24 protein-coding genes and 1 tRNA gene are annotated in these 26,282 nt (G+C 39.3%); 12 read left to right on the top strand and 13 right to left on the bottom strand.

The window, feature by feature from the left end:
* The first annotated feature begins 11 nt into the window (after positions 1-11).
* Positions 12-716, top strand: coding sequence for a LytR/AlgR family response regulator transcription factor (locus tag HS960_RS08240; RefSeq protein ID WP_153848666.1), 705 nt, complete (start codon positions 12-14; stop codon positions 714-716).
* Here the strand turns inward: HS960_RS08240 and HS960_RS08235 are convergent.
* The 4 genes from HS960_RS08235 to HS960_RS26995 form a co-directional block, all read right to left on the bottom strand.
* Entirely contained in the window at positions 686-3,796 is a 3,111-nt protein-coding gene (locus HS960_RS08235; protein ID WP_182332078.1) for a lantibiotic dehydratase, read from the bottom strand. The genes HS960_RS08240 and HS960_RS08235 overlap by 31 nt on opposite strands.
* A 12-nt stretch (positions 3,797-3,808) precedes the next feature.
* Entirely contained in the window at positions 3,809-4,177 is a 369-nt protein-coding gene (locus tag HS960_RS08230; protein ID WP_182332076.1) for a response regulator, read from the bottom strand.
* A gap of 87 nt (positions 4,178-4,264) precedes the next feature.
* On the bottom strand, positions 4,265-4,408 hold the full coding sequence (locus HS960_RS08225) for a hypothetical protein (RefSeq protein ID WP_153848663.1): 144 nt from the start codon (positions 4,406-4,408) through the stop codon (positions 4,265-4,267).
* Between the two features lie 144 nt (positions 4,409-4,552).
* Positions 4,553-4,684 carry a hypothetical protein gene (locus HS960_RS26995; RefSeq protein WP_259254939.1) on the bottom strand — a complete coding sequence of 44 codons (132 nt, stop codon included), beginning with the start codon at positions 4,682-4,684 and terminating at the stop codon, positions 4,553-4,555.
* A gap of 174 nt (positions 4,685-4,858) precedes the next feature.
* On the opposite strand from HS960_RS26995, the gene HS960_RS08220 reads away from it, so the two are divergent.
* The 3 genes from HS960_RS08220 to HS960_RS08210 all read left to right on the top strand — a co-directional run bounded on the left by HS960_RS08220 (position 4,859) and on the right by HS960_RS08210 (position 8,026).
* Positions 4,859-5,119, top strand: a complete 261-nt coding sequence (locus HS960_RS08220; RefSeq protein ID WP_145330518.1) for a hypothetical protein — start codon at positions 4,859-4,861, stop codon at positions 5,117-5,119.
* 126 nt (positions 5,120-5,245) lie between these two features.
* Positions 5,246-7,663 carry a heavy metal translocating P-type ATPase gene (locus tag HS960_RS08215; protein WP_153848662.1) on the top strand — a complete coding sequence of 806 codons (2,418 nt, stop codon included), beginning with the start codon at positions 5,246-5,248 and terminating at the stop codon, positions 7,661-7,663.
* A gap of 141 nt (positions 7,664-7,804) precedes the next feature.
* Entirely contained in the window at positions 7,805-8,026 is a 222-nt protein-coding gene (locus HS960_RS08210; protein WP_075992582.1) for a heavy-metal-associated domain-containing protein, read from the top strand.
* A gap of 155 nt (positions 8,027-8,181) precedes the next feature.
* Here the strand turns inward: HS960_RS08210 and HS960_RS08205 are convergent, their stop codons facing one another.
* Positions 8,182-9,507: a retropepsin-like aspartic protease gene (locus HS960_RS08205; RefSeq protein WP_153848661.1), complete on the bottom strand. Its 1,326-nt coding sequence runs from the start codon at positions 9,505-9,507 to the stop codon at positions 8,182-8,184.
* 273 nt (positions 9,508-9,780) lie between these two features.
* Between HS960_RS08205 and HS960_RS08200 the strand changes: the two genes are divergently transcribed.
* Both HS960_RS08200 and HS960_RS08195 read left to right on the top strand, forming a co-directional pair.
* Positions 9,781-10,341: a TlpA family protein disulfide reductase gene (locus tag HS960_RS08200; protein ID WP_153848521.1), complete on the top strand. Its 561-nt coding sequence runs from the start codon at positions 9,781-9,783 to the stop codon at positions 10,339-10,341.
* A 94-nt stretch (positions 10,342-10,435) separates the two neighbouring features.
* Positions 10,436-11,329 carry a cation diffusion facilitator family transporter gene (locus HS960_RS08195; protein ID WP_153848520.1) on the top strand — a complete coding sequence of 298 codons (894 nt, stop codon included), beginning with the start codon at positions 10,436-10,438 and terminating at the stop codon, positions 11,327-11,329.
* Between the two features lie 52 nt (positions 11,330-11,381).
* Here HS960_RS08195 and HS960_RS08190 read toward each other — a convergent pair whose 3' ends face one another.
* The 3 genes from HS960_RS08190 to HS960_RS08180 all read right to left on the bottom strand — a co-directional run bounded on the left by HS960_RS08190 (position 11,382) and on the right by HS960_RS08180 (position 13,969).
* Positions 11,382-12,410, bottom strand: a complete 1,029-nt coding sequence (locus HS960_RS08190; protein WP_182332074.1) for a Gfo/Idh/MocA family protein — start codon at positions 12,408-12,410, stop codon at positions 11,382-11,384.
* Positions 12,411-12,488: 78 nt separating this feature from the next.
* On the bottom strand, positions 12,489-13,205 hold the full coding sequence (gene rpiA / locus HS960_RS08185; protein ID WP_182332072.1) for a ribose 5-phosphate isomerase A: 717 nt from the start codon (positions 13,203-13,205) through the stop codon (positions 12,489-12,491).
* 11 nt (positions 13,206-13,216) lie between these two features.
* Entirely contained in the window at positions 13,217-13,969 is a 753-nt protein-coding gene (locus tag HS960_RS08180) for a DeoR/GlpR family DNA-binding transcription regulator (RefSeq protein ID WP_159726754.1), read from the bottom strand.
* A 293-nt stretch (positions 13,970-14,262) separates the two neighbouring features.
* Between HS960_RS08180 and HS960_RS08175 the strand changes: the two genes are divergently transcribed.
* A complete protein-coding gene (locus HS960_RS08175; protein WP_182332070.1) occupies positions 14,263-15,414 on the top strand; it encodes a glycoside hydrolase family 130 protein in 1,152 nt (383 codons plus the stop codon).
* A 146-nt stretch (positions 15,415-15,560) separates the two neighbouring features.
* On the opposite strand, the gene HS960_RS08170 is transcribed toward HS960_RS08175, so the two are convergent.
* From HS960_RS08170 to HS960_RS08160, 3 genes are all read right to left on the bottom strand, one after another.
* Positions 15,561-15,634 (bottom strand) — tRNA-His (locus HS960_RS08170).
* A 247-nt stretch (positions 15,635-15,881) separates the two neighbouring features.
* Complete coding sequence (gene htpG / locus HS960_RS08165) at positions 15,882-17,771, bottom strand: molecular chaperone HtpG (RefSeq protein ID WP_153848515.1); 1,890 nt, start codon at positions 17,769-17,771, stop codon at positions 15,882-15,884.
* A gap of 170 nt (positions 17,772-17,941) precedes the next feature.
* A complete protein-coding gene (locus tag HS960_RS08160) occupies positions 17,942-18,505 on the bottom strand; it encodes a YqgE/AlgH family protein (RefSeq protein ID WP_075992590.1) in 564 nt (187 codons plus the stop codon).
* A 153-nt stretch (positions 18,506-18,658) separates the two neighbouring features.
* On the opposite strand from HS960_RS08160, the gene pdxH reads away from it, so the two are divergent.
* From pdxH to ruvB, 5 genes are all read left to right on the top strand, one after another.
* Positions 18,659-19,312: a pyridoxamine 5'-phosphate oxidase gene (gene pdxH, locus HS960_RS08155; RefSeq protein ID WP_153848513.1), complete on the top strand. Its 654-nt coding sequence runs from the start codon at positions 18,659-18,661 to the stop codon at positions 19,310-19,312.
* 2 nt (positions 19,313-19,314) lie between these two features.
* Positions 19,315-19,803 (top strand): NADH-quinone oxidoreductase subunit C, encoded by a 489-nt coding sequence (locus HS960_RS08150; protein WP_159726750.1) that lies wholly within the window; start codon positions 19,315-19,317, stop codon positions 19,801-19,803.
* Between the two features lie 35 nt (positions 19,804-19,838).
* Positions 19,839-21,005, top strand: a complete 1,167-nt coding sequence (locus tag HS960_RS08145; RefSeq protein ID WP_153848524.1) for an NADH-quinone oxidoreductase subunit D — start codon at positions 19,839-19,841, stop codon at positions 21,003-21,005.
* Positions 21,006-21,368: 363 nt separating this feature from the next.
* A complete protein-coding gene (locus tag HS960_RS08140; RefSeq protein WP_153848523.1) occupies positions 21,369-22,106 on the top strand; it encodes a polyprenol monophosphomannose synthase in 738 nt (245 codons plus the stop codon).
* Positions 22,107-22,117: 11 nt separating this feature from the next.
* Positions 22,118-23,140 carry a Holliday junction branch migration DNA helicase RuvB gene (ruvB, locus tag HS960_RS08135; protein WP_153848511.1) on the top strand — a complete coding sequence of 341 codons (1,023 nt, stop codon included), beginning with the start codon at positions 22,118-22,120 and terminating at the stop codon, positions 23,138-23,140.
* Positions 23,141-23,160: 20 nt separating this feature from the next.
* On the opposite strand, the gene HS960_RS08130 is transcribed toward ruvB, so the two are convergent.
* Both HS960_RS08130 and HS960_RS08125 read right to left on the bottom strand, forming a co-directional pair.
* Positions 23,161-23,703, bottom strand: coding sequence for a hypothetical protein (locus HS960_RS08130; RefSeq protein WP_153848510.1), 543 nt, complete (start codon positions 23,701-23,703; stop codon positions 23,161-23,163).
* 7 nt (positions 23,704-23,710) lie between these two features.
* Positions 23,711-26,197: a S9 family peptidase gene (locus HS960_RS08125; protein WP_159726748.1), complete on the bottom strand. Its 2,487-nt coding sequence runs from the start codon at positions 26,195-26,197 to the stop codon at positions 23,711-23,713.
* Between the last annotated feature and the right edge of the window lie 85 nt (positions 26,198-26,282).

Here is a 26,282-nt window from a genome sequence, read left to right as displayed (position 1 = left end):
GCGAAGTACTTATGAATAGAATTAAAACTATCCTTATTGAAGATGAGCCTATTGCGAGAGGTCGCCTGGAGAAATTAGTTTCCAAGTTAGGCCTGATTGAAATATTGGGTGTATTCGAAAACCCATTGCAAGCAATTGACGTTTTAAGACAGCACGAGGTAGATCTCATTTTATCGGATATAGATATGCCTGAAATGGATGGAATTACCTTTCTCAAAGGACTTGCTCATCCACCATTTGTTGTTTTTATAACTGGGCATTATGAGTATGCGGTCGATGGATTTGAGCTGGATGTGATCGATTATATCTTAAAGCCACTCCTGACGGAAGAGCGCTTGATCAAGGCAATTGAAAAAGTTCAAAAGGCAATTTTGTTTTCTAGAAGGGGCCCACAAGGTGAAAGAAAGGCGATTAAGATAAAGGATCGGAACAAAACTATTTTTATAGATCCGGCGGATATTTTCTATCTAAAAGCCTGGGGGGATTACATTCAAATTTATACGTTAGAAGGTATGCAAACGTTGCTGTCTACCATGAAAGATATGGAAGCAGAACTACCTTGGGATATGTTTGCTCGTATGCATCGGTCCTATATTGTCAATATCAAACAGATCAAGGGTGTTGAGGCAAGTAAAGTCATTCTGAAAAATGGGACAGAACTCGGTATCGGTTTACAATATCGTAATCAACTTTTCGCGAAGATGGGACTTATATAATTTATCGGATTCATACGTTCTTTCTGTTTTCCAATTTGCATTTTATAATAGCCAAGCATAAAGTGGTAAACAGCAAGTTCATGTAAGCGTTGATCGGACATGAACAATCGGTTAATAAACATATGAATGTAGCTTGATAGTAACGATGTTCGGGCCGACTTGAATTCGTCTAGATCGGTATGGCTCCGTAAGGTGTTAAATATGTTGTATTGAAGTGCATTTAGTTTCTTCTGGGAGTTTTCCGTGTTGTCTAAAGGTTTGTCGAACCAGTCTTTTTTCTCTTTGAACTTCTTGTTGAGATGAATCCAAAGGTTTTTATTATTATCAAATTCTTGCTGATAAAGCGTATTCATCTGTAGGCAGAAATCTCTTTTTTCGATCAGCGTAAATTTTGCAGCTTCTAATAGCGACTCAATATTTTCGAAAGCCAGGCGCCATCGATCATTGTTTGAAGTACTTTGTTGAATAACCTTCAGTACCGTTTCGCTCTGTTGATAGAATAGCTCCTCACTAAGTTCCATACAAAATGGGGTATAGCGTTCAATCTCCCGTGTATAAGTGTCAAAGGATAGCGTTGATATCTGACCATCTTTAATAAACTGTTCTAATAGGGTATTAAGCGTGGATATAACGGAATAATACTGGCTTGGATCTGAAAGCTCAACTCTAAACCTAATGTGGGGCGATGGATCGTTGTACCGTATAAAAAACCATTTTTTTAGGACATTTTGCTGACTAATTGTCGCTACGATAATGGGGAAAACTTCCTTTAACAAGGTGTCTGCAAAATGTAAACCACAATAGATCTTGGCGTAAAGCCATTCACTGCCCAAAGGGAAGCATCTTTTTAGGTTATTGTCTTGCGGAGCTGATTCATTTGTGAAAGTCTCCTGTTGTGATTCTATTGGAATAATGATTTCGTTGGCAAAAATATGTCCATCTTTATCCCTGGCTACTGATGAATAGTCATTCAGGATATATTCGGTTAATATGGTCTCTCTTTTGCACATATGATCCAATACGATTTCTATGCAAAAAGGATTGTCTAAATCTATCAACAGTTCATTATCGCCGCTGCTGATGATGACCATTGCAGGGATTGCTAACTCCGCTTGTATATTTTTTATGAAAGCCTGAGGATTACTGGGGTATTTCGCTATTTTTTGAATTCGCCACTGGGCTCTAGACAAGATAATATTTTTGTAGCTTATTCTTGGGAGCCTCGGCTGCTCTTTCATAATCCCCCAATTCCAGGAAAGATCCAACCTATTATTTTGGAACTGAAAATCTGCGAGAAACTTGTAAATATTCATACCCTGTTCAAAATTGTGGGCCGTCGTCAAACGGGGGATAACCATTTTATTGAATTTCTTGGACCACAAGATTAGACGCTGTTCTTTAAGGAACAGGTATAAGTCATTGACATCAATTTGCTCTTGTTCTTCGTCGATTGTTGGGCTTAGGCAAATTGATGCCTTTCGCAGCGCAGGTCTATAAATTATATTACCAGCATTATTGTCTGGGTAATGACAAATCTCGGCAAGTATTGCATTGGGAAAATGCTGCTGCTCTTTGTTGGCCGATTCTTTTAATTTGTTATGCAATTCTTCATCCAAATGTGCAAATCTGGAAATTAAGTTTCCTGATGACGAACCACCAATAGTACCTAGATTGAAGAATAAATTTTCCTGACATGAACTTCTAAGGAGATTGCCGATGGCATAGAATGAAGAAGGGATAGTATGGACTGTTTGTTTACGCTGTTTAGCGATATGATTTAGATCTTTGCCGGTCAGCCGAATTTCGGTGAATTGATTTTTTACACTTTCTACAAATTTTTCAATGACCAGATCTTGATAATGGTGGTCCCCATATTTTTTTTCGCCCGTCGGAGTGATGTTTTTAACTTCCCCGAGTATTTCATCCGTTATATTGTAAACACCTTCTTGACGTCCGTAACCAATCCCAATATCGGGGTCTAGAGCTGTCGTTAGCGGGACCATTCTATCTTCATATTTAACAGAGAACGCAGCTCTAAACTGGTCAAAATCTGTTAACTTAGCCTGGCTGCAAAGTGGTAGTAAATCCTGAAATTGATCTCTTATGTGATTTAATGCGGTATCTGATAAGTTATTTTCGTCCATCCCCATGAGGAGGTCCCCCTGTAACGAATTGGTCATATCAAGGTCTGGAGCTAAAGGCTGCAATAATTTAAGGATGGCGTTTCGGATCTCAATGACAGATTGAGAACTATGAAGCCATTTTTTTACTGTTAATAAAGGATTTAAATAATTTTCCGCCTTATCCACTCTTTCAAGCGAGGTTATCAGGCTGTCCAGATAACCTCGGCCAATTACATTGGGCTGTAATTCAGACGATATGATTCCAAGGCTGATGAGGTTATTGACGAATAGGCTCGCATGCGTTGTTGATGCTCCAAGACCTTGCAGCAGATCGATTAATGATTGATAGTGGCTGGTTCTCTTATTGCGTTCAAAGTATTGGATGACTCGATCCAAAACTGGAGTAAGCCTTATGCGTTTCAGGATATGCTGTCCTTTCTTCCCATTTGCCACTTTTTGATAATATTTGTAATATTTACCATCTAAGTATAAGGTCGGATTGATACGATAATAGAGTTGACTGTAAATTCTTTTGTCTTTTGAAAGCTGTTCAATAATTCCTGTCAAAATGGTGGCATCCAGTTTTAATACAGCTTTATTCGCATTAGCCCTAATTAACGATACCTTTTTTTCGGAGACGGTAAGGTTCCCAAAAGATACCCCTGCGAATAACCCGAAAGGCGTACTTCTGGTGCTCATCCTAATCGCATATTTGAGTAGTGAAGCGATCATTTTTGAGCTGCTCTCTTTCTTATATTCAAGCCATTTTTGAACCTCTACAGAGAAGGCAGGGCTCGCCAAAAATAAGGCTTCTTTTAATTGCTCATCTTGAAACAAATGACGAAGTTTCTCTTCCATTTCATTTATCTCTTTTATCGTTAAAAGATCAACGGCAAATGCAGCTGGAAGTAGCGGCGTGCGCAGAAGAAAATAATCGGATAAGTGGAATAATGACATGAATTAGTAGGACTAGTATTGCATGACTTCTTTTATACAAGACTGAAACATTTCGGGCGAAATTGGTTTTTGCAGCGCAAAATGCTTTCTGTTTTTGATAAATTCCGGATAATGCCAGCGTGACACAGCGGACGTAATGATCAGGATAGGAATATCGGCGATCAATTCGGCAAGTGTATTAATATTGCCGCCGCTAACAATGAGATCGAGGAATAAGATGTCTGCAGATTTTAAATCATGACTAAATAATGCTGGATTTTCAATGTCTTCAACCATCTTTATCAATTGAAGATCTGGAAACATATGAATGTATTCAACTATCTTTTTTGTCGCCAGGGGTTCATCCTCAATGAGAATACATTTAAGCTTGGGTGAAATCATATACTCGGTTCTTTTTTTATTTAGTAGGCAATAAAGACGATTGCTGTAAAGGCGCCTACCAGAACGCCTTCACAGCATTATCCTCTTTTATATTACTTTTGAAGATGTAACTGTCTTAATAGTTACCAGTTCCATGTCATCAAAATCAAAAAATGAGATCGGTTCGACCACGCAGACAGTTTGTACATCCAATACAAAATCCTCCGCTAAAAAATTTTCAATGTTTTCCATAGTTTACGTTTAAATTGTAAGCAAATGTGCTTTCTACGGAAAAGAACAACGAAAAATATCGACAGAATTGAAAATGAATCGGACGAACTAAAGAATCTATTCGACGAAAAAATAGCGCCTGTTCCTATTTCTGTTCGCAGTGTATTAGACGCTGTTCGAATAGTCTGCCAGATTATAATTAGCATTGAAAGAAGGTCCATCGTATGCTGTTGGAAAATTCGACGAAACAGCATTTGAGTACGATGAAATAGCAGCTACTTCATTGTATGATTCCATCTGGTTCATTATTTTAGACCTATCTATTTTAGCAGCGAAAAACCATTTATTTAGCCATTAAAACCATATAGCGTAAATAGATAAACTAATGAGAGGGCTTGAGGTAAGTCCTTCCAAAAAAGCATCTGCCAAATAAAAAGGTGAGTAGTGTGGGCGCGTAAAACAATTGAGAATATGAATTTATCTAATGAAATGCACAGTTTTTTGAAAAGAGAAGGTTTACGGTTATTTAGAAAAAAAGTAAGCTGGCAGACCTCTGCGAAATATCAGATCTATGCAGATGGGAAAACAAAGATTGGTGTCGCATTTGACAGAATTCAAAATTTTATCGATGAAAATACCAATGCATCCGGCTGGAGTGGAATGGAAACGATTAAACTCGAAGAACGTGGTGATTATATTATCTATGGTTTTGTTGAAGAAGTTGAAAGCTAAAGAAGAATTGAGTTAAACCTGTCGTATCGTATTATCGAATAAATATTACAAATCAATTCCCTAATTGTGTAATGATTTCGATGTTATTTGTGGCCAAATTTGTTGTGTAAAATAAAACAATCAGTTATGGCGACAGATATTTATAAAGATACGGTTTATCTACCTTTAGAAGATGTTGAAAGTGAACATTGTGCTTCAATTGTCGAAAAAGGACTAGCTCAGGTCAAAGGCTTGGCGAGCTATCGGGTGGAATTGAATAATCATAGAGCTGTTATCGTACCTAAAGATAGCGAAGCGGTCGTTAGCAGTGTAAAGACGATCAAAGATCTTGGTTATGGTGTTTCTACATTGACCAAGACATTTCCAGTTCTTGGGATGACTTGTGCCTCATGTGCCAGTAGCGCCGAAAGTATGGCGAAATATGAACAAGGGGTTGTTAATGCGTCTGTAAATTTTGCAACCGGAAACCTTACGGTTGAGTATTTGCCTAATATTACGGATCATTTAAAAATCCAGAAAGCAGTCCAGGCTGGTGGCTATGATTTATTAATCGAAGATGAATCTACACAGCAGGAAACTTTGGAGGCTATTCACGCAGCTAAATTTCACAAGCTTAAAATCAAAACACGATGGGCAGTATTGCTATCGCTTCCCGTAGTCGTGATTGGTATGTTCTTTATGGATATGCCGTACGCAAATCCTATTATGTGGCTGTTTTCTACACCTGTAGTTCTTTGGCTAGGCAAGGACTTTTTTGTCAATGCGTGGAAACAAGCGAAACACCGTTCGGCCAATATGGATACACTCGTTGCATTAAGCACTGGAATAGCCTACATATTTAGTGTATTTAATATGCTCTTTGCTGAATTTTGGCATCAACGTGGCTTGCATGCACATGTGTATTTTGAGGCCGCCTCTGTTGTCATTGCTTTTATTTTATTGGGTAAATTGCTGGAGGAAAAGGCCAAAGGCAACACCTCATCTGCCATTAAAAAGCTAATGGGGTTGCAGCCCAAGACGGTTATGGTCATTCAATCGGATGGGGTAGAGTGTCAGGTCCCTATAGAAGCCGTTAATACCGGCGATATCATTCTGGTAAAACCAGGAGAGAAGATCGCTGTCGATGGTGTTGTTATCAGTGGAAATTCCTATGTTGACGAAAGTATGTTAAGCGGGGAGCCGGTCCCGGTTTTAAAAACGGGAAATGAGCAGGTATTTGCAGGGACGATCAATCAGAAGGGCAGTTTTCAATTCAAAGCTACAAAAGTTGGTCGGGAAACAATGCTTGCACAGATCATTAAAATGGTACAGGATGCACAGGGAAGTAAGGCTCCTGTTCAAAAACTGGTCGATCGAATTGCTGGTGTATTCGTTCCTGTTGTCATTGGTATTGCTATTTTAACTTTTCTACTGTGGTTTACTTTAGGTGGAGAAAACCATCTGGTACAGGGTTTATTGGCGGCAGTAACGGTTTTAGTTATTGCTTGTCCTTGTGCACTAGGTTTAGCAACTCCTACAGCGATCATGGTTGGAGTGGGTAAGGGAGCTGAACAGGGCATTTTAATTAAGGATGCGGAAAGTCTGGAGCTGGCCAAAAAGGTAAGTGCAGTTGTTTTGGATAAAACCGGTACTATTACGGAAGGAAAACCTGTTGTCACTGACGTGTATTGGAAAAATAATGAAGATAATTTGAAAGGTATCCTGTTGAGCTTGGAGAAACAGTCAGAACATCCATTGGCAGAAGCTGTTGTAGGGTATTTTAATGATGTGAAAGTTACTCCAATATCCTTTATCGAAAGTATTACGGGGAAGGGTGTAAAGGGCAGTGAAGGAATCGAAACTTACTACGTAGGGAATCGGAGGTTGTTGGATGAAAATAGAATTACAATTTCGACAGAATTGATGGAACATGCTACTCAATGGGGAAATCAATCGAAAACAGTGATCTGGTTTGCCAATAGTCATACTGCATTAGCTGTAATTGCCATTGCGGACCGGATTAAGGAAACTTCTGTACGCGCTATCAAGGAGATGCAAGCAATGGGAATTGAACTATATATGCTGACTGGTGACAACGAGGCTACAGCCAGGGCCATCGCTGCGGAAACAGGTCTTCAGCATTACAAAGCTGAGGTATTGCCAGAGCACAAAGCCGATTTTGTTAAGGAATTACAGCAAAGGGGGCAGGTGGTCGCTATGGTTGGGGACGGTATTAATGATAGTACAGCCTTAGCAACAGCGGATGTCAGTATTGCAATGGGAAAAGGAAGTGATATTGCAATGGATGTAGCGAAAATGACAATTATTTCTTCTGATTTGACGAAGATACCCCAGGCAATTCGACTTTCGAAACAAACGGTCGCAACGATTAAGCAAAACTTGTTTTGGGCGTTTATTTATAATTTAATTGGGATTCCCCTCGCTGCAGGTATTCTGTATCCATTCAATGGCTTCCTTTTAAACCCGATGATAGCTGGAGCTGCAATGGCATTGAGCAGTGTAAGTGTCGTCAGTAATAGCTTGCGGCTTCGTTGGAAAAAATAGCTAACTATGGTTAAGCTGTAGACCTCGTTTTAAACGGTAAATATTGTAAAACAAAATAGAAAAACTATAAGTATAGCCGATTGATTAAAGGGATATTTGTATAGATAATTAAATAGATTAATAACATTAAAATTAAATAACATGGAAAGCAAAGAACTTCAATTCAAAACAAACCTTACTTGCGGGGGATGTGTATCCAAAGTAAGTGCAGATTTGGATAGTGTGGACGGTATCTGTGAATGGAATGTTGACACCACAAATGCAGACAAAATTCTGACTGTAAAATCTGAAGGTGTTTCGGAGGAAGAAATAATTGAAATTATCAAAAAGAAGGGTTTTAATGCAGTGACCTACTCCGCATAATTGTTCCATAAATCTATAGAAGCCTCACACCCTAAAAGTTGGACAAAACCTTTAGGGTGTTTTTATGAAGTATAATTATGAGACGAAACTGAGGTCAGTTTTATTAGTATTAAATTTGGGGTTTACCTTTTATCCATTTTAATTTTAGATTCCTGTTAATTAAAATGGATAAACATATCTTTAAAATTAAGTGTCATTTTAGAAAATTGGCGGATAATATCTTGTCCTATATTTCCATACACGGTTTCATTCTTGATCTTAGATTTTAATAGGCTTATCTTTTTAAGAGCGATGGGTTTATCGCCGATATGGAATGTATGTTGTATGACAAAGCCATCATATTCAACGTTACCACCTGCGCCACCCATGGCGACTTTGGTCGGTATACCATATTTTTCGATATACTGTTTGTAGGTTTCGTAAAATGGCGCATAAAGGATTGTTTTTTCCGCTCCTGTATCAAAGGTATAGTGCTTTCCATCAATGGCAATAAGCGGTGATAACCCATCTATTGCAAGATTTGAAGCCTTCTTTGCAACTGTAGGTCTCTTGGGTACAATAAAAACATCATCTTGTGTAAGCTGTACTTCTTGCATTGCTTCTATGACTGGGAAGCCTATTATGCCATTGATCTGATAGCCAATTTGTGGGATATAAAGTGCACTGTCTGGGAAAACCAGAAATATAGCATTCGATATGTTGATGTTACCAAGTTTTAATTGTTTACAGACTGCTAAATCGGCTTTGATAGCAATACCTGTAATTGCGTCTACATCAATATCTGCAGGGATAATATCCATATGAAGTCGTTTGGCCACGGACTCCGAAACTGTCGATAGGTTTGCTCCGGTGTCAAATATGAAACTTGCTGTATCGCCGTTAACCTCTACTTTTAGATTCTTTAAGCCGGCTTTATCTTTCGTCATTTTAAGACGGGTATCGTCGTTGATTTGTATACGCTGCGGTCTTACATGATCAAGTGCCGACCAGATTTTTAGATTGTTTCGGAGATCCGCTCTTGTATCTGTTGACAGCAAGGGATCGAATTCGAGTAGGATTTTCTGCGTTGTCTGTTTTGCCCTAGCGTAATCCTTCAATTTGACAAAATTATCTTCCTGAATACGGCGTATTTTTAGTCGCAGTGTGTCTGGCAATTCTTCTGTTGCTGTGTTCAGCAATGCGATTTTTTTGTTTGAAGTGATGGGGCTGTTAAAGGCATTATCGAGTATTGCCAAAATAAAAAGTTGCTCATGGGCGTTTAAGAAAGTTTTATTTACCTTAAACAGGTCGCGGGCGGTGAAGAAATCTTTTGATGCTATTAGCTGATATAGCTTGTTGAATTTAGTTGAGGTGGATTGCCCGAAATTAAACTGGGGGGTGATGAATAACAGGAAATATGTTAACAAGTATTTTTTGAAATGATTTGCTGGGAGATTCATGATGTAGTCAATAAATTGTCTTTTGATCAATGATATGTTCACGCTTTTAAATGTCGGAAAAGTTCTTGTTATTTTTTTAATTTTATTATTACTTATTTTATTATTGATCAATGGTTTATGTTGTGGAGTTGTGTGCGATACTTGTGGTCTTGAATAATTAAGGTTAAATTAGCTAATGTTTTGAGAAATTTCTCCTAGGAGGATTGGATTGACGAGATCTCCGAATTCGGATTTAATCTTTTAACCCTTACTTTAAGAGAACGATTAGTGAACAGGATTTATTTTTAATAGAATAATTTAATGAAACAAAAGACGATGAATATTAGGTTTAATAGCGGGGTTATTTTTTTTGGTCTTGCGGCTTTATCAACCAGTTTATTTTTTGGCTGTGGAAACACAGGAACTAAAAAAGAGATCAAGGCCGAAAAGGTGGAGGAACCTGCTGCAGCTACTGTACCCACAACGCAGGAGTTATCTTTTAAGGATAAAGAGGGTAAGGTTCTTCAATTAAGTGCTTTAAAAGGTAAGGTCGTGTTTATCAATTTCTGGGCGACCTGGTGTCCTCCTTGTATTCATGAACTACCTTCTATTGACCAGCTTAGGCAATCACTTAAAGATAATAAGGATATCGTTTTCCTCATGGTGGATGTTGATGGCGACATGGAGAAGTCTTCAGCATTCATGGCGGAAAACAAGTATGATCTGCCCCTTTATATAGCAGAGGGTGAAATTCCTGCAGAATTCTTAGGGCAGTCCATCCCGACAACGGTGATCTTGGATAAAACTGGAAAGATCGTAGAGCGTTTGGAAGGAAGCCGTGACTATGGAACTCCTGAAATAAAAAAAGCATTGCAGGATATCGCGAGCGGCAGTTAAAGATCCATCGTTGTAATCGCTAGTTTCTATGGATGGAGAATAGAATTTGAAGAGAAAAAACAGTATTTTCGCGGTGTCAAGTTAATTTACAGCTATGTCCGAACTTCAAGAGCAGACTGCAGTCAGAACGACTTATTTTAGTATTGTAGGCAATGCATTACTAGCATTGTTAAAATGGCTAGCTGGTTTCTTTGGAAACTCCTATGCCTTGATTGCGGATGCAATTGAGTCAACAGCGGACATATTCTCTTCATTTTTAGTGCTTCTAGGTTTAAAATATGCGCAACGACCTGCCGACGACAATCACCCGTATGGTCATGGTCGGGTAGAACCCCTCATTACATTTATTGTCGTTGGTTTTCTCATCGTTTCTGCAACCATAATTGCTTATGAAAGTATTGAGAATATAGGAACGCCACATGACCTGCCAAAGCCTTGGACCCTATTTGTTCTTGGCGGGATCATTGTATGGAAAGAAATTTCTTATAGGATCGTTATGAAGAAAAGTAAAGAAACAAATAGTTCTTCACTTCGTGCAGACGCTTGGCACCATCGAAGCGATGCGATAACGTCAGTTGCAGCATTCATTGGGATATCTATTGCATTGTTGCTCGGAAAAGGATATGAAAATGCGGATGACTATGCGGCATTATTTGCTGCTGGATTTATACTGTATAACTGTTATCATATTTTCAGACCGGCGCTTGGCGAGATAATGGATGAAAATGTATACGATGAGGTCATTGATAATATCCGGGAAGAAGCATTAAAGGTAGATGGGATAAAAGCCACAGAAAAATGTTTTGTCCGCAAATCGGGGGCTAAATATCATGTCGATCTGCACGCTATTGTTGATAGTGAAATTACCGTAAGGGAAGGGCATGAGCTGGCGCATAAACTCAAAGACCATTTGGTTGCGCATATTCCTGATCTAGGTCATGTGATGATCCATATTGAACCGAACGAATGTCTTTGGGAAGCAAATTGAAATGGCAGCACATGTTACTTTGAACCGTGCCGCCATTTGATTTTTTAGAACCTTAGGTGTTTTCAGCTTCAAGCAATTCGATCTGCCATTTAATCTGATCCGCTTTAATAGGGTAATCGACATTATTTCTTAAGCTTTCATAAATGGCTTCAAACAGCTGATTGTAATCTCCTTTATGTGGCGTTACTAAAGACTCATGTTTTTGATTTGATGCGTCTATCGTAACAAGTTTCCCCTCTTGGCCGGCTGGCTCAAGGCCATAAGATGGATTGTCAGGTAACATACCATCTAGCAATTGCTGTTCTTGCACATCCGTCATATTCTTGATAAAACTCCCTTTTGTACCATGTAAAATAAAGGCGGGCTGCGGAGAGGCAACAAGTAGACTTCCCGTTAAATACACGTTCAGTCCAGCTGGATAATAGAGCTGGTAGTGAAAATAATCTGCAACTTTAGAATCCGGCCTGTTAATGGATGTTGTTTTGGTAAATTTAACCGGTTTTCCAAAAAGTGAGATTGCCTGATCAATAAGGTGAGGGCCTAGATCATAAGTAATGCCATTGGAAATATATTGCGTATCTTCCTTAAAGTATTTTTGCCCCAATTCCATTTTATAGCGATCAAATCTGAAATGCACTTCAATCAGCTTTCCTAATTCTCCGCTGTCGATTACCTTTTTAATGTCTAAAAAGTGACCATCATACCTTCTGTTTTGATAGAAAAATAATTGTTTACCTTGTTTTTGGCTGATGGCAAGAAGAGTATCGAATTGCGTAGCGTCATCAACGGCAGGTTTTTCTATCAATACATGTTTTCCTGCTTCTAGAGCCTCTTTGGCATATTGGAAATGTGTATAGTTTGGTGTATTCACAATGACCAGTTCGATGCTTTCATCCGCTAGTAATTCAGCGATGCTATTATAGCTTTTTATTGCCGGATAAAACTCATGTGCTGCTTTTTTCGACCGTTCTACAACAGCGCTGAGATTGAAATGTGGATTGGTATGTATAAATGGTGCGTGAAAAACACGTCCTGACATGCCAAAACTCAGTATTCCTGAGTTAATTTGAGTGTGTTTCATGTTGATTTAAATTAGTTTAGCGTTGTCTTGTTAGTTGTTAGACTTCAATATAAACTTTAATGCTACTGCGTGATATTCTTATTCCGTGTTTGATTCTCCAATGCGGTTTGCATATAAATGTGTTACGCCATCTTCTGTTGCCAAAAGACATACCGAACACAGCTGATAAAAAAGTGAATGTTCTACAACCCCTGTAATGAGTTTGATTTGTTTATTCAAATCAAAAATATCGGGCAGTTTAGAAAAATAAATATCTGCCAGGAAATTACCTCTCTCAGAAAGGAGAGGACCCGATTTTTGTCCAGATTTTCGTAATACAATGTCGGATATCGTTGTAGAATAACTTGATTTTAGTTTTTTAAGTACCGATAGCCAAGCTTCGGGTATAATTTCAACACATAGTGGGTACTTTGTGCTAAGTTTTTCGACCATCTTTGAGCCATCGACCAAGAGAATAAACTTCTGTGCCATATTCGCCATAATCTTCTCACCCGTGTGTACGCCGCCGCCACTTTTGAATGCATTTAAATGAATGTCCACCTGATCACAGCTGTCAAAATAATAGTCCAGGGTTGTTAGGATACTGTTATCAACACAAATAAGTCCATTCTCTTGGAGCAGCATTTTGGTTTCCAAAGAAGGCGATGTAAATTTTAAGCGGGATCTAAAGCTGATACTACTGGCGATTAATTCGATGAAATAAGCTATTGTTGATCCAACACCTAATCCAATGAGCTGATCGGGTTCTAATAGTTGAAGAGCAGCTTTGGCAGCTTCCTGTTTGAGATTGTTCATAAACGGTAAACTTATAAGATTGTAATACCTTGTGCGGCATAAGGCTGTAAAATGCGGTCAAAAGGATCCTTTTCTGTAATTAAATAACTGATATCAGAGACGGGGCATGTTAGGAAAGAAGCCAAGGTATCCAGCTTATTGCTTGTTGTGGCAGCAACGATGTTCATTGAATTTTTACATAGTACTCTTTTGACATCTGCTTCTTCGTGTGTTCTTGATGTAAGTCCGCGGTAGAGATCCAGGCTACATACACCTATGAAGCTGATATCCGCGTATATTTTTTCAAATGTAGCGATGGTTTGCTGTCCTTGCATAGTAAGTGATGATTTGCAGAAAGTGCCACCAGCAAAAATCAAGGTGATGTTTGGGAAGTTGGCAAGTATATTGGCTATTGGGAGGCTATGTGTGACAACAGTAAGGATTAGGCTATCGGGAATATTTCCAGCAATTGTCTGTGTTGTTGTGCCGCCATCGAAAAAGACAACTTGATGATTTTTCAATAGTGTGATCGATTTTTCTGCTATGGATTGTTTCTCCATAACATCAAGGTTGTTTCGGTCGTATATGTCGAATGGCATGTTTGACCGTAGCGTGGCGCCACCCCGAATAGCACGAAGCAAGCCGGCGTCGGATAACTCTTTAAGATCACGTCGGACGGTATGTTCAGAGACACCAAGTTCGGCCGCTAAGTCTGTCATCGCTAATTTTCTTTCCTTTTTGATTTTCACTAATATAAAATCGTGGCGTTCTTCTTTGGATATCATGCTATAAATATAATGGTTTTGTGCTATATGTTGCAATATTTGACCTTATATTTGTTGTTATGTTGCAATATATTGCAATATGATAAGTTGTTTATCGATAAATTGTTTATTAGTTTTTTGGGGATGGCTTCCAATTCAATTTTTGATGAACTTGTTTTTATGGCATTTATTTCTTTCAAATAGCGTTATATTTGTGAATGATCGGGGGTAGATTCACTCACCTTTCTGTTGTAACCAATTCTAATTTTTGCCTTTACAGGTTTGCATCTTAAGCATGGGAGATCAAATAAAACATGAATGTTATCGTTAAAATTGCAGGTTCTATTGTATTCGTCTTTTTATGTAGCTGTAGCGTGCAGCCTGGCGGAAAGCTTAAGAAAGAACAATGGGTATTAGGAGGCTTTGAGCGGTCCAAAGGTATCAATCCAATTATTGAGCCTGATACGAGTTCGGTATTTTATGATCCAATTCTGAAGAAGGAGATTCGATGGGAGGACAACGATACTTTTAATCCTGCTGCAGTGGTAAAGGGAGATAGTGTCTATGTCATTTATCGTGCAGAAGATCGGACAGGAAAGGCTATTGGCCACCGGACTTCTCGACTGGGATTAGCAGCTAGTGCTGACGGTATTCATTTTGAACGACAGAAAACACCGGTATTTTATCCAGCTTCTGATGAGCAGCAGGATAACGAGTGGCCCGGCGGGACGGAAGATCCCCGCTTATCACAGACGGAGGACGGGCGTTTTGTGCTATTTTATACCCAATGGAATCGGAAGGTGCCACGCTTAGGTTTAGCAATATCCACTGATCTGAAACACTGGACTAAGTATGGCCCCATTTTTAAAAAATCGAAAAACAGGCCCACTCTTGTTGATGAACCGCATAAATCAGCTTCTATTGTGACAGTAATGAAAGGTAACAGGCAGGTCATAGCTAAAATCAATGGGAAATATTGGTTGTACTGGGGGGAACATGGTGTGTATGGCGCCACATCTGATAATTTGATTGATTGGGAGCCCGTAACAGATAAAAAGGGGGAATTGATCGCTTTTATTTCGCCGAGGGATGGTTATTTTGATAGTTCATTGACGGAGTGCGGTCCCCCGGCGGTTTTGACTGATAAAGGAATTGTATTGCTGTACAATGGTAAGAATCACGCTGAGAAAGGAGATAAGCGTTTTAATAAAAATACTTATTCCGCTGGGCAGGGTTTATTTGATCCACGAGATCCGACAAGCGTATTGGCTCGAATGGATGTTCCGTTTTTGCGTCCCATGGAATCTTTCGAAAAAAGTGGGCAATATATCGATGGTACGGTTTTTATTGAGGGATTGGTCTTTTTTAAACAAAAATGGTTTTTATATTATGGCTGCGCTGACTCCAAAGTTGCTGTGGGTATTTATGATCCAGGGGATCCTTCTGTCATGGACCCCTTACCCTAATCGCTGTAGGTCTGTTTGTAGAGCATGAAAACAGTATTGAGTCTGAATTTTATATTAATTAAGGATTGATGGAGCAGTTTTGAAGGGAGACTGTATTGGTTAAATACGTAAAATTAAAAAAGGCAGATCATTTGATCTGCCTTTTGGGTAAGTAATCGGGTTCGAACCGACGACCCCTAGAACCACAATCTAGTGCTCTAACCAACTGAGCTATACCTACCGTGATTTTGATGATACAAAAGTACGATTAAACCCTATTCCCTCCAAATATTTGATTGAAAAAAAACAGCGTTTATTGCCAACTAGGTGAAGATTAGTTTATTAAATTTTAATAAAAAACATCGATACGGTTACGTTTCGATGTTGATATGCATTTCGCTTGTCTAAATTTGTCATTTGCTTCCGATCTTTAACAAAAAATGCGGTTCCTGCCATAGAAACCGCATTTTTTGTTAAAAGAAATATGATTAGATCATTTCTACACTTCTCTTCACGAAAGATGTTAGATCTGCTCCTGATAATAAACCTCTGGATAAGAGCGCTAAATCAAAAGCCTGTTTTGCTAGCTTTGAACCTTCTTCGTCCGATGACGATAAGATTCTTTTGATCAGCGGATGGTTGCCGTTGACAGTTACCTTATAATTATCGGGCAATGAACCATAAAAATTCATACCACCGCCTGTCTTGGCCATATCTTTCATTCGGCGCATAAATTCATCAATTGTTACCGACACAGGCAAATCGCCTTCATTTAACGCATCAACTTCAACTTTCATATCCTGACGGGAGATTGCTTTTTCAAAGACCGCTAACGCTTTTTTAGATTCTTCTTCCGAAAGGGCAAGTTCGACCTTTTCGTCTTTTTGGATCAATTTATCGATAACGTCAGCATCTACACGCTTCAGCTGTACCTTTTCACCGCCTTTTTGCTCCAAATAAGCTGCAAAGTGCGTATCCAGTGGTCCATCGAGCATCAAAACATCATACCCCTTATTTAATGCAGTTTGGATAAAGCCATCTTGTTGAGCAGCATCATGTGTGTATAAGTAAACAATGTTTCCATCTTTATCTACCTGAATATCTTTGACCTTTTCGTAATACTCCTTAATGGTGAAACTTTGGTTGCCTGTGTTTTTTACTAAACAGAAGTCATTTGCTTTTTCAGCAAATTTCTCATCGCTTAGCATACCGTATTTGATAAATAAACCGATATCTGTCCATTTCTCTTCAAATCCCTTACGATCAGTCTTAAATATTTCGTTCAATTTGTCGGCCACCTTTTTGGTGATATAACTGTTGATTTTTTTAACGTTACTGTCTGCCTGCAAAAACGAACGGGATACGTTTAATGGAATATCCGGCGAATCAATTACCCCATGAAGTAACATCAAGAATTCAGGAACAATATCTTTCACCTCGTCGGTGATGAACACTTGTCTAGAATAGAGCTTGATTTTATTGCGTTGGATCTCCAGTTCATTTTTAACTTTAGGGAAGTAGAGGATACCTGTTAGGTTGAATGGGTAATCTACATTGAGGTGAATCCAAAACAACGGTTCATCCATAGAGTAGGGATAGAGTTCGCGGTAGAAGGCTAGATAATCTTCGTCTTTTAATTCAGACGGCGATTTTGTCCAGGCCGGATTGGTATTGTTGATGATATTATCTACCTCTACAGATTTGTATTTTGGTTTTCCTTCTTCGTCTTCACCATCTGGTTCAGAATTTGTTTTGGTACCAAAACGAATTGAAACAGGAAGAAATTTAGCATACTTATCTAAAATATCCTGTAAGCGTGCCTGGCTTAAAAATTCAGTTGATTCTTCGTTAATATGCAAGATGACATCTGTTCCACGGGTGGTTCTTGTACCTGTAGAAATTTCGTAAGATGTACTACCATCGCAAGTCCAATGAGCAGGTTCTGCTCCATCCTGATAAGATAAGGATTGGATTTCTACCGTATCGGCTACCATAAATGCGGAATAGAAGCCTAAACCAAAGCGGCCAATGATTTCATTTGCATCATTTGCTTCTTTGAATTTTTCCATGAACTCTGTTGCTCCTGAGAAAGCGATCTGGTTGATGTATTTTTTTATCTCATCTGCAGTCATACCAATACCATTGTCAGAAATAGTGATGGTCTTGGCAGCTTCATCAAATTTTACGTCTACAATCAATTCACCTGTTTCACCTTGGTATTGACCCAAAGATGCCAGGCGTTTGATTTTTTGAGAAGCATCAACTGCATTAGATACCAGTTCACGCAAGAAAATTTCATTATCAGAATATAAGAACTTTTTGATTACGGGAAATATGTTCTCCGTGTGAATTGAAATACTACCTTTTTCTGGATTCATAATTTGTATGTCGCTATTTTTAATTTTATGATTTGTTTAAAACATACAATCAGTGTTCCAAATCGGCTTTATAGGACATGATGGCAGTAAACAGCCTATTTTGTCATAGGCACATTCGCTGAATTTACGGGCTCTTCAAGTAAACTGCCAGCGAGCGCAAGTCCCTAACATTAATTTAGGCCTGGGCTCTGTGGGAAATTGGCTACATGTGCATATTTGGGGCCAAGTCCAATAATGGCATCCTTCCACAACAATTCACCGTTACCTTCAAAAATGAGCTGATGGTGGTATTTGTTTTGTACAGCCCAGCTGTTTTCTTTTATTTCGCCGTCTAATTGACCGGCAGACCATCCAGAATATCCGATAAAGAATTTTAATTCGTCAGGTTTTATGCTATCCGTTTGTATGGCTTCGATAAGCTTCTCTTCATCGCCTCCAAAATAGATTCCAGGAGCCACTTCTTCGCCGCTCAACAGTAAATCAAAACGGCTATGGACAAAAAAAAGGCTTTCCTGAGCTACAGGGCCGCCGACGTAGATCGGGAAATTGCAATCCGGTATAGATTCCAATAATTGGCCTATGCGAACATTGGTTTGATTATTTAGAACAAATCCGAGTGAACCTTCCGTATTGTACTCACATAACAATATCACAGATCTGAGGAATCTGGGGTCTAGCATAAAAGGTTCGGAAATCAATAAACTTCCTTTTTGTGGGTCTAGTTCGGTAAACATATAGCGCGAATTTTAATTATTTATTGAATTTAATCTTTTTTATTTAATCTATGCGAGATTTGTGCCAAAATTAGGATTTTGTCAATTTCTACTAACTTTATAGAGAAAAAGCAATGATTTTAGTAAGTTTGTAGGATATAAAAACAGGTTTCTATGTCCATTCAACATAAAGATATTGCAGCAATCAGACAGGATTACGTATTAGGTAGCCTATCTGAATCGGATGTGGATCATGATCCAGTCCACCAGTTTAAAAAATGGTTTGACGAGGCTATTCACAGCGAGGTAATCGAGCCCAATGCCATGGTACTTTCAACGGTGTCTTCCCATCAATTGCCGTCCTCGCGAGTTGTTTTATTGAAGGACATCATAGCAGAGGGACTGGTCTTTTTTACAAACTATGAAAGCCGTAAAGGGGAAGACATGAAAGCTAATCCGCATGTTGCATTGTTGTTTTTTTGGCCTGAATTACAAAGACAGGTCCGGATCGAAGGTGTTATTGATTTTGTGAGTGAGACCGATTCGGATGAATATTTTCAATCGCGGCCAAAAGCAAGCCGTATCGGTGCGTTAGCATCCCCGCAGAGTCACGAAATCCCTAACCGCAGTTTTTTGGAAAACAGGGTAGAGGAACTCGAGAACCAATATATTGGAAACGATTCTGTACCGAGACCACCACATTGGGGTGGCTATCTATTGAAACCGATTTATTTCGAGTTTTGGCAAGGGCGTGCAAGTCGGCTACATGATCGTATGGTCTATAAAAAAGTGTCAGATTCCTGGAAGATTACGCGCATAGCTCCATAAATATGACATTTGACGAAATTAAATCGATGCTTGTTTCCAAATTTGGAACTCAAATTATTCTTAAAGAAGATCGGAATGGGCTGCAGCCAGCACTTTTTATTGATAAAGCAGATCTTGTAGCCGTTTGTTTATTTCTGAGGGATACAGAAGGCTTGTACTTTGATTTTTTAAGCAACCTAACTGCAGTGGATTATCAAATGCATTTTGCCATTGTTTACCATCTAAATTCCTTGCCTTATCAACACGGTTTGGTCTTAAAAGTTGAGTTGGCTGGTAATCGTTCGCTGAATGAACTACCTGAGATTCCTTCGCTTACTTCGGTGTGGCGCACTGCAGACTGGCATGAGCGCGAAGCATTTGACCTTATGGGGATATATTTTGAGGGACATCCGGACCTGAGAAGGATTTTGCTGCCTGACGATTGGGAAGGCTATCCTTTACGAAAGGATTATGAGGAAGCAGAAAAATATCATGGCATTCATATTAATTGATAAAAATGGCGAATCCAAAATATAAAGAGGCATTAATGCGCTATGAAAAACACCTCACAGAGATCTCAAGCCAGGAAATGGTGTTGAATATGGGACCTCAGCATCCTTCGACGCATGGTGTACTTCGGTTACAACTGATTACAGACGGAGAGATCGTGAAAGAGGTTGTTCCACACTTGGGTTATCTGCATCGTTGTTTTGATAAGCATGCTGAATCGTTGAATTATGCAAAAACAATTCCATTTACTGATCGCCTGGACTATCTGGCCTCGATGAACAATAGCCATGCTTTCGTAATGGGGGTTGAACGTATGCTTGGACTCGACAGTAAAATACCTAAGAGAATAGAGTACATTCGGGTTTTGGTCTGTGAGCTCAACCGGATAGCATCCCATCTTATAGCTATTGGTACATATGGTATTGATATCGGCGCAACAACGCCATTTCTGTGGTGTTTTAGGGATCGTGAACATATCATGAATATGTTGGAATGGGCCTCAGGTTCCCGGATGTTGTACAACTATATTTGGGTAGGAGGTTTATTTTATGATTTACCCGTTGGCTTTGAAGAGCGTTGTACGGAATTTATTGCCTATTTCAAGCCTAAATTGGTCGAACTTGATGAGATATTGACACAGAATCAAATATTTATTTCCCGTACAGCTAAAATAGGTGTACTTCCTGCTGATGTTGCCATAAATTATGGTGTATCGGGGCCTATGCTGCGTGCTTCGGGGATAAAATGGGATTTGAGAAGAATAGATGGCTATTCTGTTTACCCAGAAATTGATTTTGAGATACCTGTGGGAAAAGGTGAAATGGGGACACTTGGTGATTGCTGGGATCGTTATAAAGTTAGAGTAGATGAGGTCAAGGAATCTGTTCGCATTGTTGAGCAATGCCTTGAGCGATTACAGAAAGACTTTATACGCACAGCCGAATTTGATCCGCGAGCTTTGGTTCCGAAGAAAGTGAATTTGAAAGCGCAGGACTACTACGTCCGTGCTGAAAATCCGAAAGGAGAATTAGGGTTCTACTTTGTCACAAAAGATAAATCAGATATTCCATTACGTGTAAAATCAAGGGGGCCAAGTTTTAATAACCTTTCGGTGATTTCAGAACTCGGAAAAGGGGTGCTGATCGCTGATTTGATAGCGATCCTTGGGTCGATTGATATCGTTTTGGGGGAGGTGGATCGTTAGATTGCGGTAGTATGCATGTTTTATAAACGATTTAGCAAAATAAAATAGAGATTGTATTGAAAATGTTGCATGAAAACGCAAATAAATTTGTAAATGAAAGCAATTTTCATCATATTTGCAGTCTCATAATTTAAGTTTATAATTGGTTAATGAAAGCTCGTTACTCCCAAAGTAGCGGGCTTCTCTTTTTATAGGGTGTAACTTATTGATGCCGCTTATTTATGATGCCGGTGTGTTGGTTTGAGCTTGAAGGGTTTACTGTCTTTTCTCCCGAGTATTGTTGATTATCCTGTAGATTTCATCGAATTCCTGTATTAGAATTTAACGTAAATGATTACCTTTACTGGTCTTAAATATAAAAAAGTGACGGATAGTTTAGTTATCATTCCAACATATAATGAAAAGGAAAATATTGAAAAAATCATTCGCAAAGTTTTTTCCTTATCACATGCATTTGATATTTTAATTGTAGATGATGGTTCTCCCGATGGGACGGCTACAATCATCAAGAATTTACAGGTTAATGAATTTACTGGCCGTTTGTTTATCGAAGAGCGAACCGGGAAGCTGGGGTTAGGAACGGCATATATCCATGGATTTAAATGGGCACTATCCCGCGAACATTACCAATATATTTTCGAGATGGATGCTGATTTCAGCCACAATCCAGAGGATCTGCTTCGCTTACGGCAGGCTTGTGTGGACGGCGCAGACATGAGCATAGGTTCGCGTTATATCAAGGGCGTGAATGTTGTCAATTGGCCGATGAGCCGTGTGCTGATGTCCTATTTCGCTTCGGTATATGTTCGTTTTATAACTGGAATAAATATCCAGGATGCTACTGCGGGATTTGTTTGTTTCTCCAGGGAAGTCCTCAAGACAATCCCACTCGAAAAGATTAAGTTTGTAGGCTATGCTTTTCAGATTGAGATGAAATTCACTGCCATAAAATATGGCTTTAATGTGGTTGAAGTACCCATTATATTCACAGACCGGACCGAAGGTACATCAAAGATGAGCACAAGTATCTTTAAGGAAGCTTTTTTTGGAGTTATCCAATTGAAATTAGGAAGTATCGGAAAGCGCTACAAGAGAAATTAAATATTGCCACAATGAACGAGAATTTAGATCCAAATCCAGAACGTCTGAGCAATACAGATCGTGATATTGAACGGGCCTTGCGGCCTCAGGCTTTTGAAGATTTTACGGGACAGGCTAAAATATTAGAAAACCTCAATATTTTTGTGAAGGCAGCTAGGCTGAGAGGAGAGGCGCTGGATCACGTTTTGCTGCATGGCCCCCCAGGCTTAGGAAAGACGACCTTATCCCATATTATTGCTAATGAGATGGGGGTTGGTATCAAAATTACTTCGGGACCTGTATTGGATAAACCGGGTGATTTAGCAGGATTATTGACAAATCTTGAAGAAGGAGATGTCCTGTTTATCGATGAGATCCACCGTTTAAGCCCTTTAGTAGAGGAATATCTCTATTCGGCAATGGAAGATTTCAAAATTGACATTATGCTGGAAACGGGGCCAAACGCACGGTCTGTTCAGATTTCCCTGAACCCGTTTACCTTGATAGGGGCAACAACCCGCTCAGGTCTTTTGACAGCCCCCTTGCGTGCACGTTTTGGAATTAATTCACGCTTACAATATTATGATGCAAAACTGCTGACAACTATTGTGCTGCGCTCGGCTCATATCTTAAACACACCGATTTCTGATGAAGGCGCCTATGAGATTGCACGAAGGAGCAGAGGGACGCCCCGGATAGCCAATGCTTTACTGCGTCGTACACGGGATTTTGCACAGATAAAGGGCAATGGGAGCATCGATAAAGAAATAGCGAAGTATGCTTTGCATGCGCTTAATGTGGATGAAAATGGTTTAGACGAGATGGACAACAAAATCTTAACGACCATTATCGACAAATTCAAAGGTGGTCCTGTAGGATTAAAAACCATAGCCACAGCAGTTGGGGAGGATGAAGGTACGATTGAGGAAGTCTATGAACCCTTTCTGATTCAAGAAGGATATATTATGCGGACGTCAAGGGGACGCGAATGTACCGAGGCTGCTTATAAGCATTTGGGCCGTGTCAACCTCTCGAAAGGAAATACACTGTTTTAAGCGCGAGTGAAAAGTATATTTTAATTTTTCTGCTGAATAATTTTATTAGTCCGGCTCAATAAGGCTGGACTAGGTTTTGTCCGTTGAAAATAGCTTATCTGGGCCTGCAACTCCTCATATACCCAAGGGTGCTTCTTTCGCAAGTTATTTAAGATGTCCAGGCAGTTGACCAGTACAGCGACAGGACATGTAGGTTCAATCATCCATTGGAAGGAATGCTCGATAATTTCTTCTTCTATCTCATTTTGAAGCGTATATTCTTTGTTTTTTTTCGACGTCAAAAATAGCAAAATTTTAGTGTAGCTTCTAAGGCAGCTCCAGTTCTTTTGTTTTTTTAAATTGTCCAAGAACTGTGGGAGAACAGATTTTAGCAACGTTGTATTCTTTAAAACGATGGTTTCAAATACCCAAGCGGCGCGAAAGGCAATCTTTTTGTCCTTCTCTAAGGAGATGTTCAGCAGATCGGCCAGGGTTATTCCTTGAAGAATATCCAAAGAAAAATCCGTTACCTCGAAAGATCTCAAGGTAACGGATAAAAATGCTAATTTTTCATCGTAGGTCATGTAACCGTTATTTTTGTGGTTTTTCTCGATTCATTTCAGTCATGTCAACTTCGTTCATCTTGGAATCACCCAACAGATATTGGCTAAAGTAATCGCCCATTTTCCAAAAGAAATACTCAGTCATATCGCCAAAGCCATGTCTTTGTCCAGGTAATAGCAGGAAATCAAATCTTTTGTTAGCCTTTATCAATGCGTCTACCATTCGAATGGAATTTGCCGGGTGTACATTATTGTCAATATCTCCGGTAGCGATAAGTAGTCTACCTTTTAGGTTTTTTGCGAGCTCCGTATTTTTATTGATTTGGTAGGAGAATGTTGTATCGCCTTTAGCGGATACTTTTTCTGTTACCCCATGATGGCGCTCACTCCACCAACGGTTGTAAATCTGATTTTCATGGTTTCCAGCACCAGATACCGCAACTTTAAAGAAATCAGGGTAAACAAGCATTGCGGCTGTAGACATAAATCCACCTCCGGAGTGGCCAGTTATACCAACGCGGTTAATGTCGATGTATTTATAACGATCTGCAAGCTGTTCTGCAGCGACTTTTTTATCTTCCAAACCATAGTCGCGCAAATTGCCATAACCATAGGTATGATACCATTGTGAACGTGAAGGATGTCCGCCACGGTTGCCGACTGTGATGACGATAAAGCCAAACTGCGCTAGCCTGTCGATTCTGTCCATACTTCTTCCAAAAGATTTATTGACAGCCTCGGTTTGGGGTCCGGGATATACATATTCCACAATGGGGTAAGTTCTGGTACTGTCAAAGTCAAATGGTTTATACATGACTCCATAAAGATCCGTGGTACCATCTCCGGCTTTTACTTTAAAAGGTTCCGGGAATTTGTACCCCGCAGCAAATAGTAAGGATAGATCTGCCTTTTCCAGTGTCATTACTTTCTGTCCATTGCTATTGTATAAGACAGATTCAGGAGTCGTGTTTACTCTAGAGGAATTATTGACAAAGTATCGGGAAGATTCGCTCATTTCCACTTGGTGATCAAAGTTTCCTGAGTTTAATAATTTAATTCCGGAGCCATTTGTATTTACACTGTACTGATGTAGATAATAGGGGTCCTCGTTTTTCTCACGCCCCGATGCTGTAAAGTATAGTGTACCTGAAGCAGGGTCTAAACCGGTAATTTCCTCCGTATGAAAGGCACCTTTTGTGATTTGATTAATCAATTTTCCATTCGTGTCGTAAAGGTAGTAGTGACCCCAGCCATCTCTTTCTGACCAATGGACTAATTGCTTTTTGTTTTCGATAAGGAATGGTTTTTGAACATCCAAATATACATTGGAACGCTCCTGGATAATATTGTTTACCGTACCATTTATATTGACCTTTAGGAGATCAATCCGTTTGAGGTCACGGCTAGCGCGTGAAATATAGAACTCGTCGTTATTGCCTAACCAGTAGTTGATAAAATAATCCTCTTTATAAGAATTTTTATCCGGAGTTTTTGTCCAGGTAGAGATGGTCTGATTTTTAAACGCGGCTATATTGATGCGGCGTGGAGTTTTTGCTGCTGCATCGAAGATATATAGTTCAGTTTCTGTCGAATCGACTTCGCCCGGCATTTGGTATTTATAAGTTTCAAGTGTTGGTCTAGATGAGCCAACATTATTGATTACCCATAAGGGTTTTAGAGAACGGTTGTCCTTTCTGGTCAAGGTAAAATAACGTCCATCCGGCGACCAGCTGACCCATACTCGTTTACGTTTCTGATCGTTGTCTTTGTCTTTGTCCTCACCTGTAGTAGTGCTGTATTCATCGCCGCCCCAAGCATAATATTGTACACCGTCTTTTGTTATCTGGTGCTCTACAATGGTGCTGTCTTTTTCATTCTTTACCGCTTTAATATAGTTGGATTTATCCATCCAATACAAGTTGTAATCTTTCGCAAAATAGACTGTATTGGTGTCAGGGGAGAATGTCGCCCACCCCAATGGTGATTTTACTTTTGTTGAGTCACTGATTTCAACGACAGACTGTGCTGCTAAGTCATATTCCAAATAAAATAGTTTCTTTTTGGTCGTATCGGACTTGTTCTTGAGCTTTTGTATTTCATCTTTGGATTTCACCGTATCTTTGGTACTCTGAACCTGGAACCTTAATTTTTTCTCATCTTTGGTAAATCGAAGCCCCTGTAATTCCAGATGCTGGGCATCTACAGGATTTTTAACGATTTTAGTAATCTGAGCGGCGATGTTTTCATTATTGAAAAGAAGTTCTTTCTTTTTCAGCGCAGGGTTTACAATGTACCAGTTTCTTCCCTGTGGACTTGCGTAATCATACCAAAAGCGATCGGAAAAATTGATCCAATTTGGTTTGATGCTAGTCGAAAAAATCATTTTCTTTAATTTTTCAGGGGAGAATTTTGCAGCCAACTGATAATTGGGCTTTATAGGCGCTTCCTTCGCCTGTTGTGCAGTGCTAACATAGGGCAATAAGCTCGCCGCTAAGATTAAGTAGTACTTATGCATTAATAATATAGATAATTGTATAATAATGGTTCCGAACGTAAAAATATCTATTATTAGGTTCTTTTGCGAATGATTCGTGTAATAA

Source organism: Sphingobacterium paramultivorum (genome assembly GCF_014109745.1).
Taxonomy (GTDB): Bacteria; Bacteroidota; Bacteroidia; order Sphingobacteriales; family Sphingobacteriaceae; genus Sphingobacterium; species Sphingobacterium paramultivorum.
Note: the sequence above shows the minus strand (reverse complement) of the source record. Positions and strands in the feature narration are given on the sequence as shown.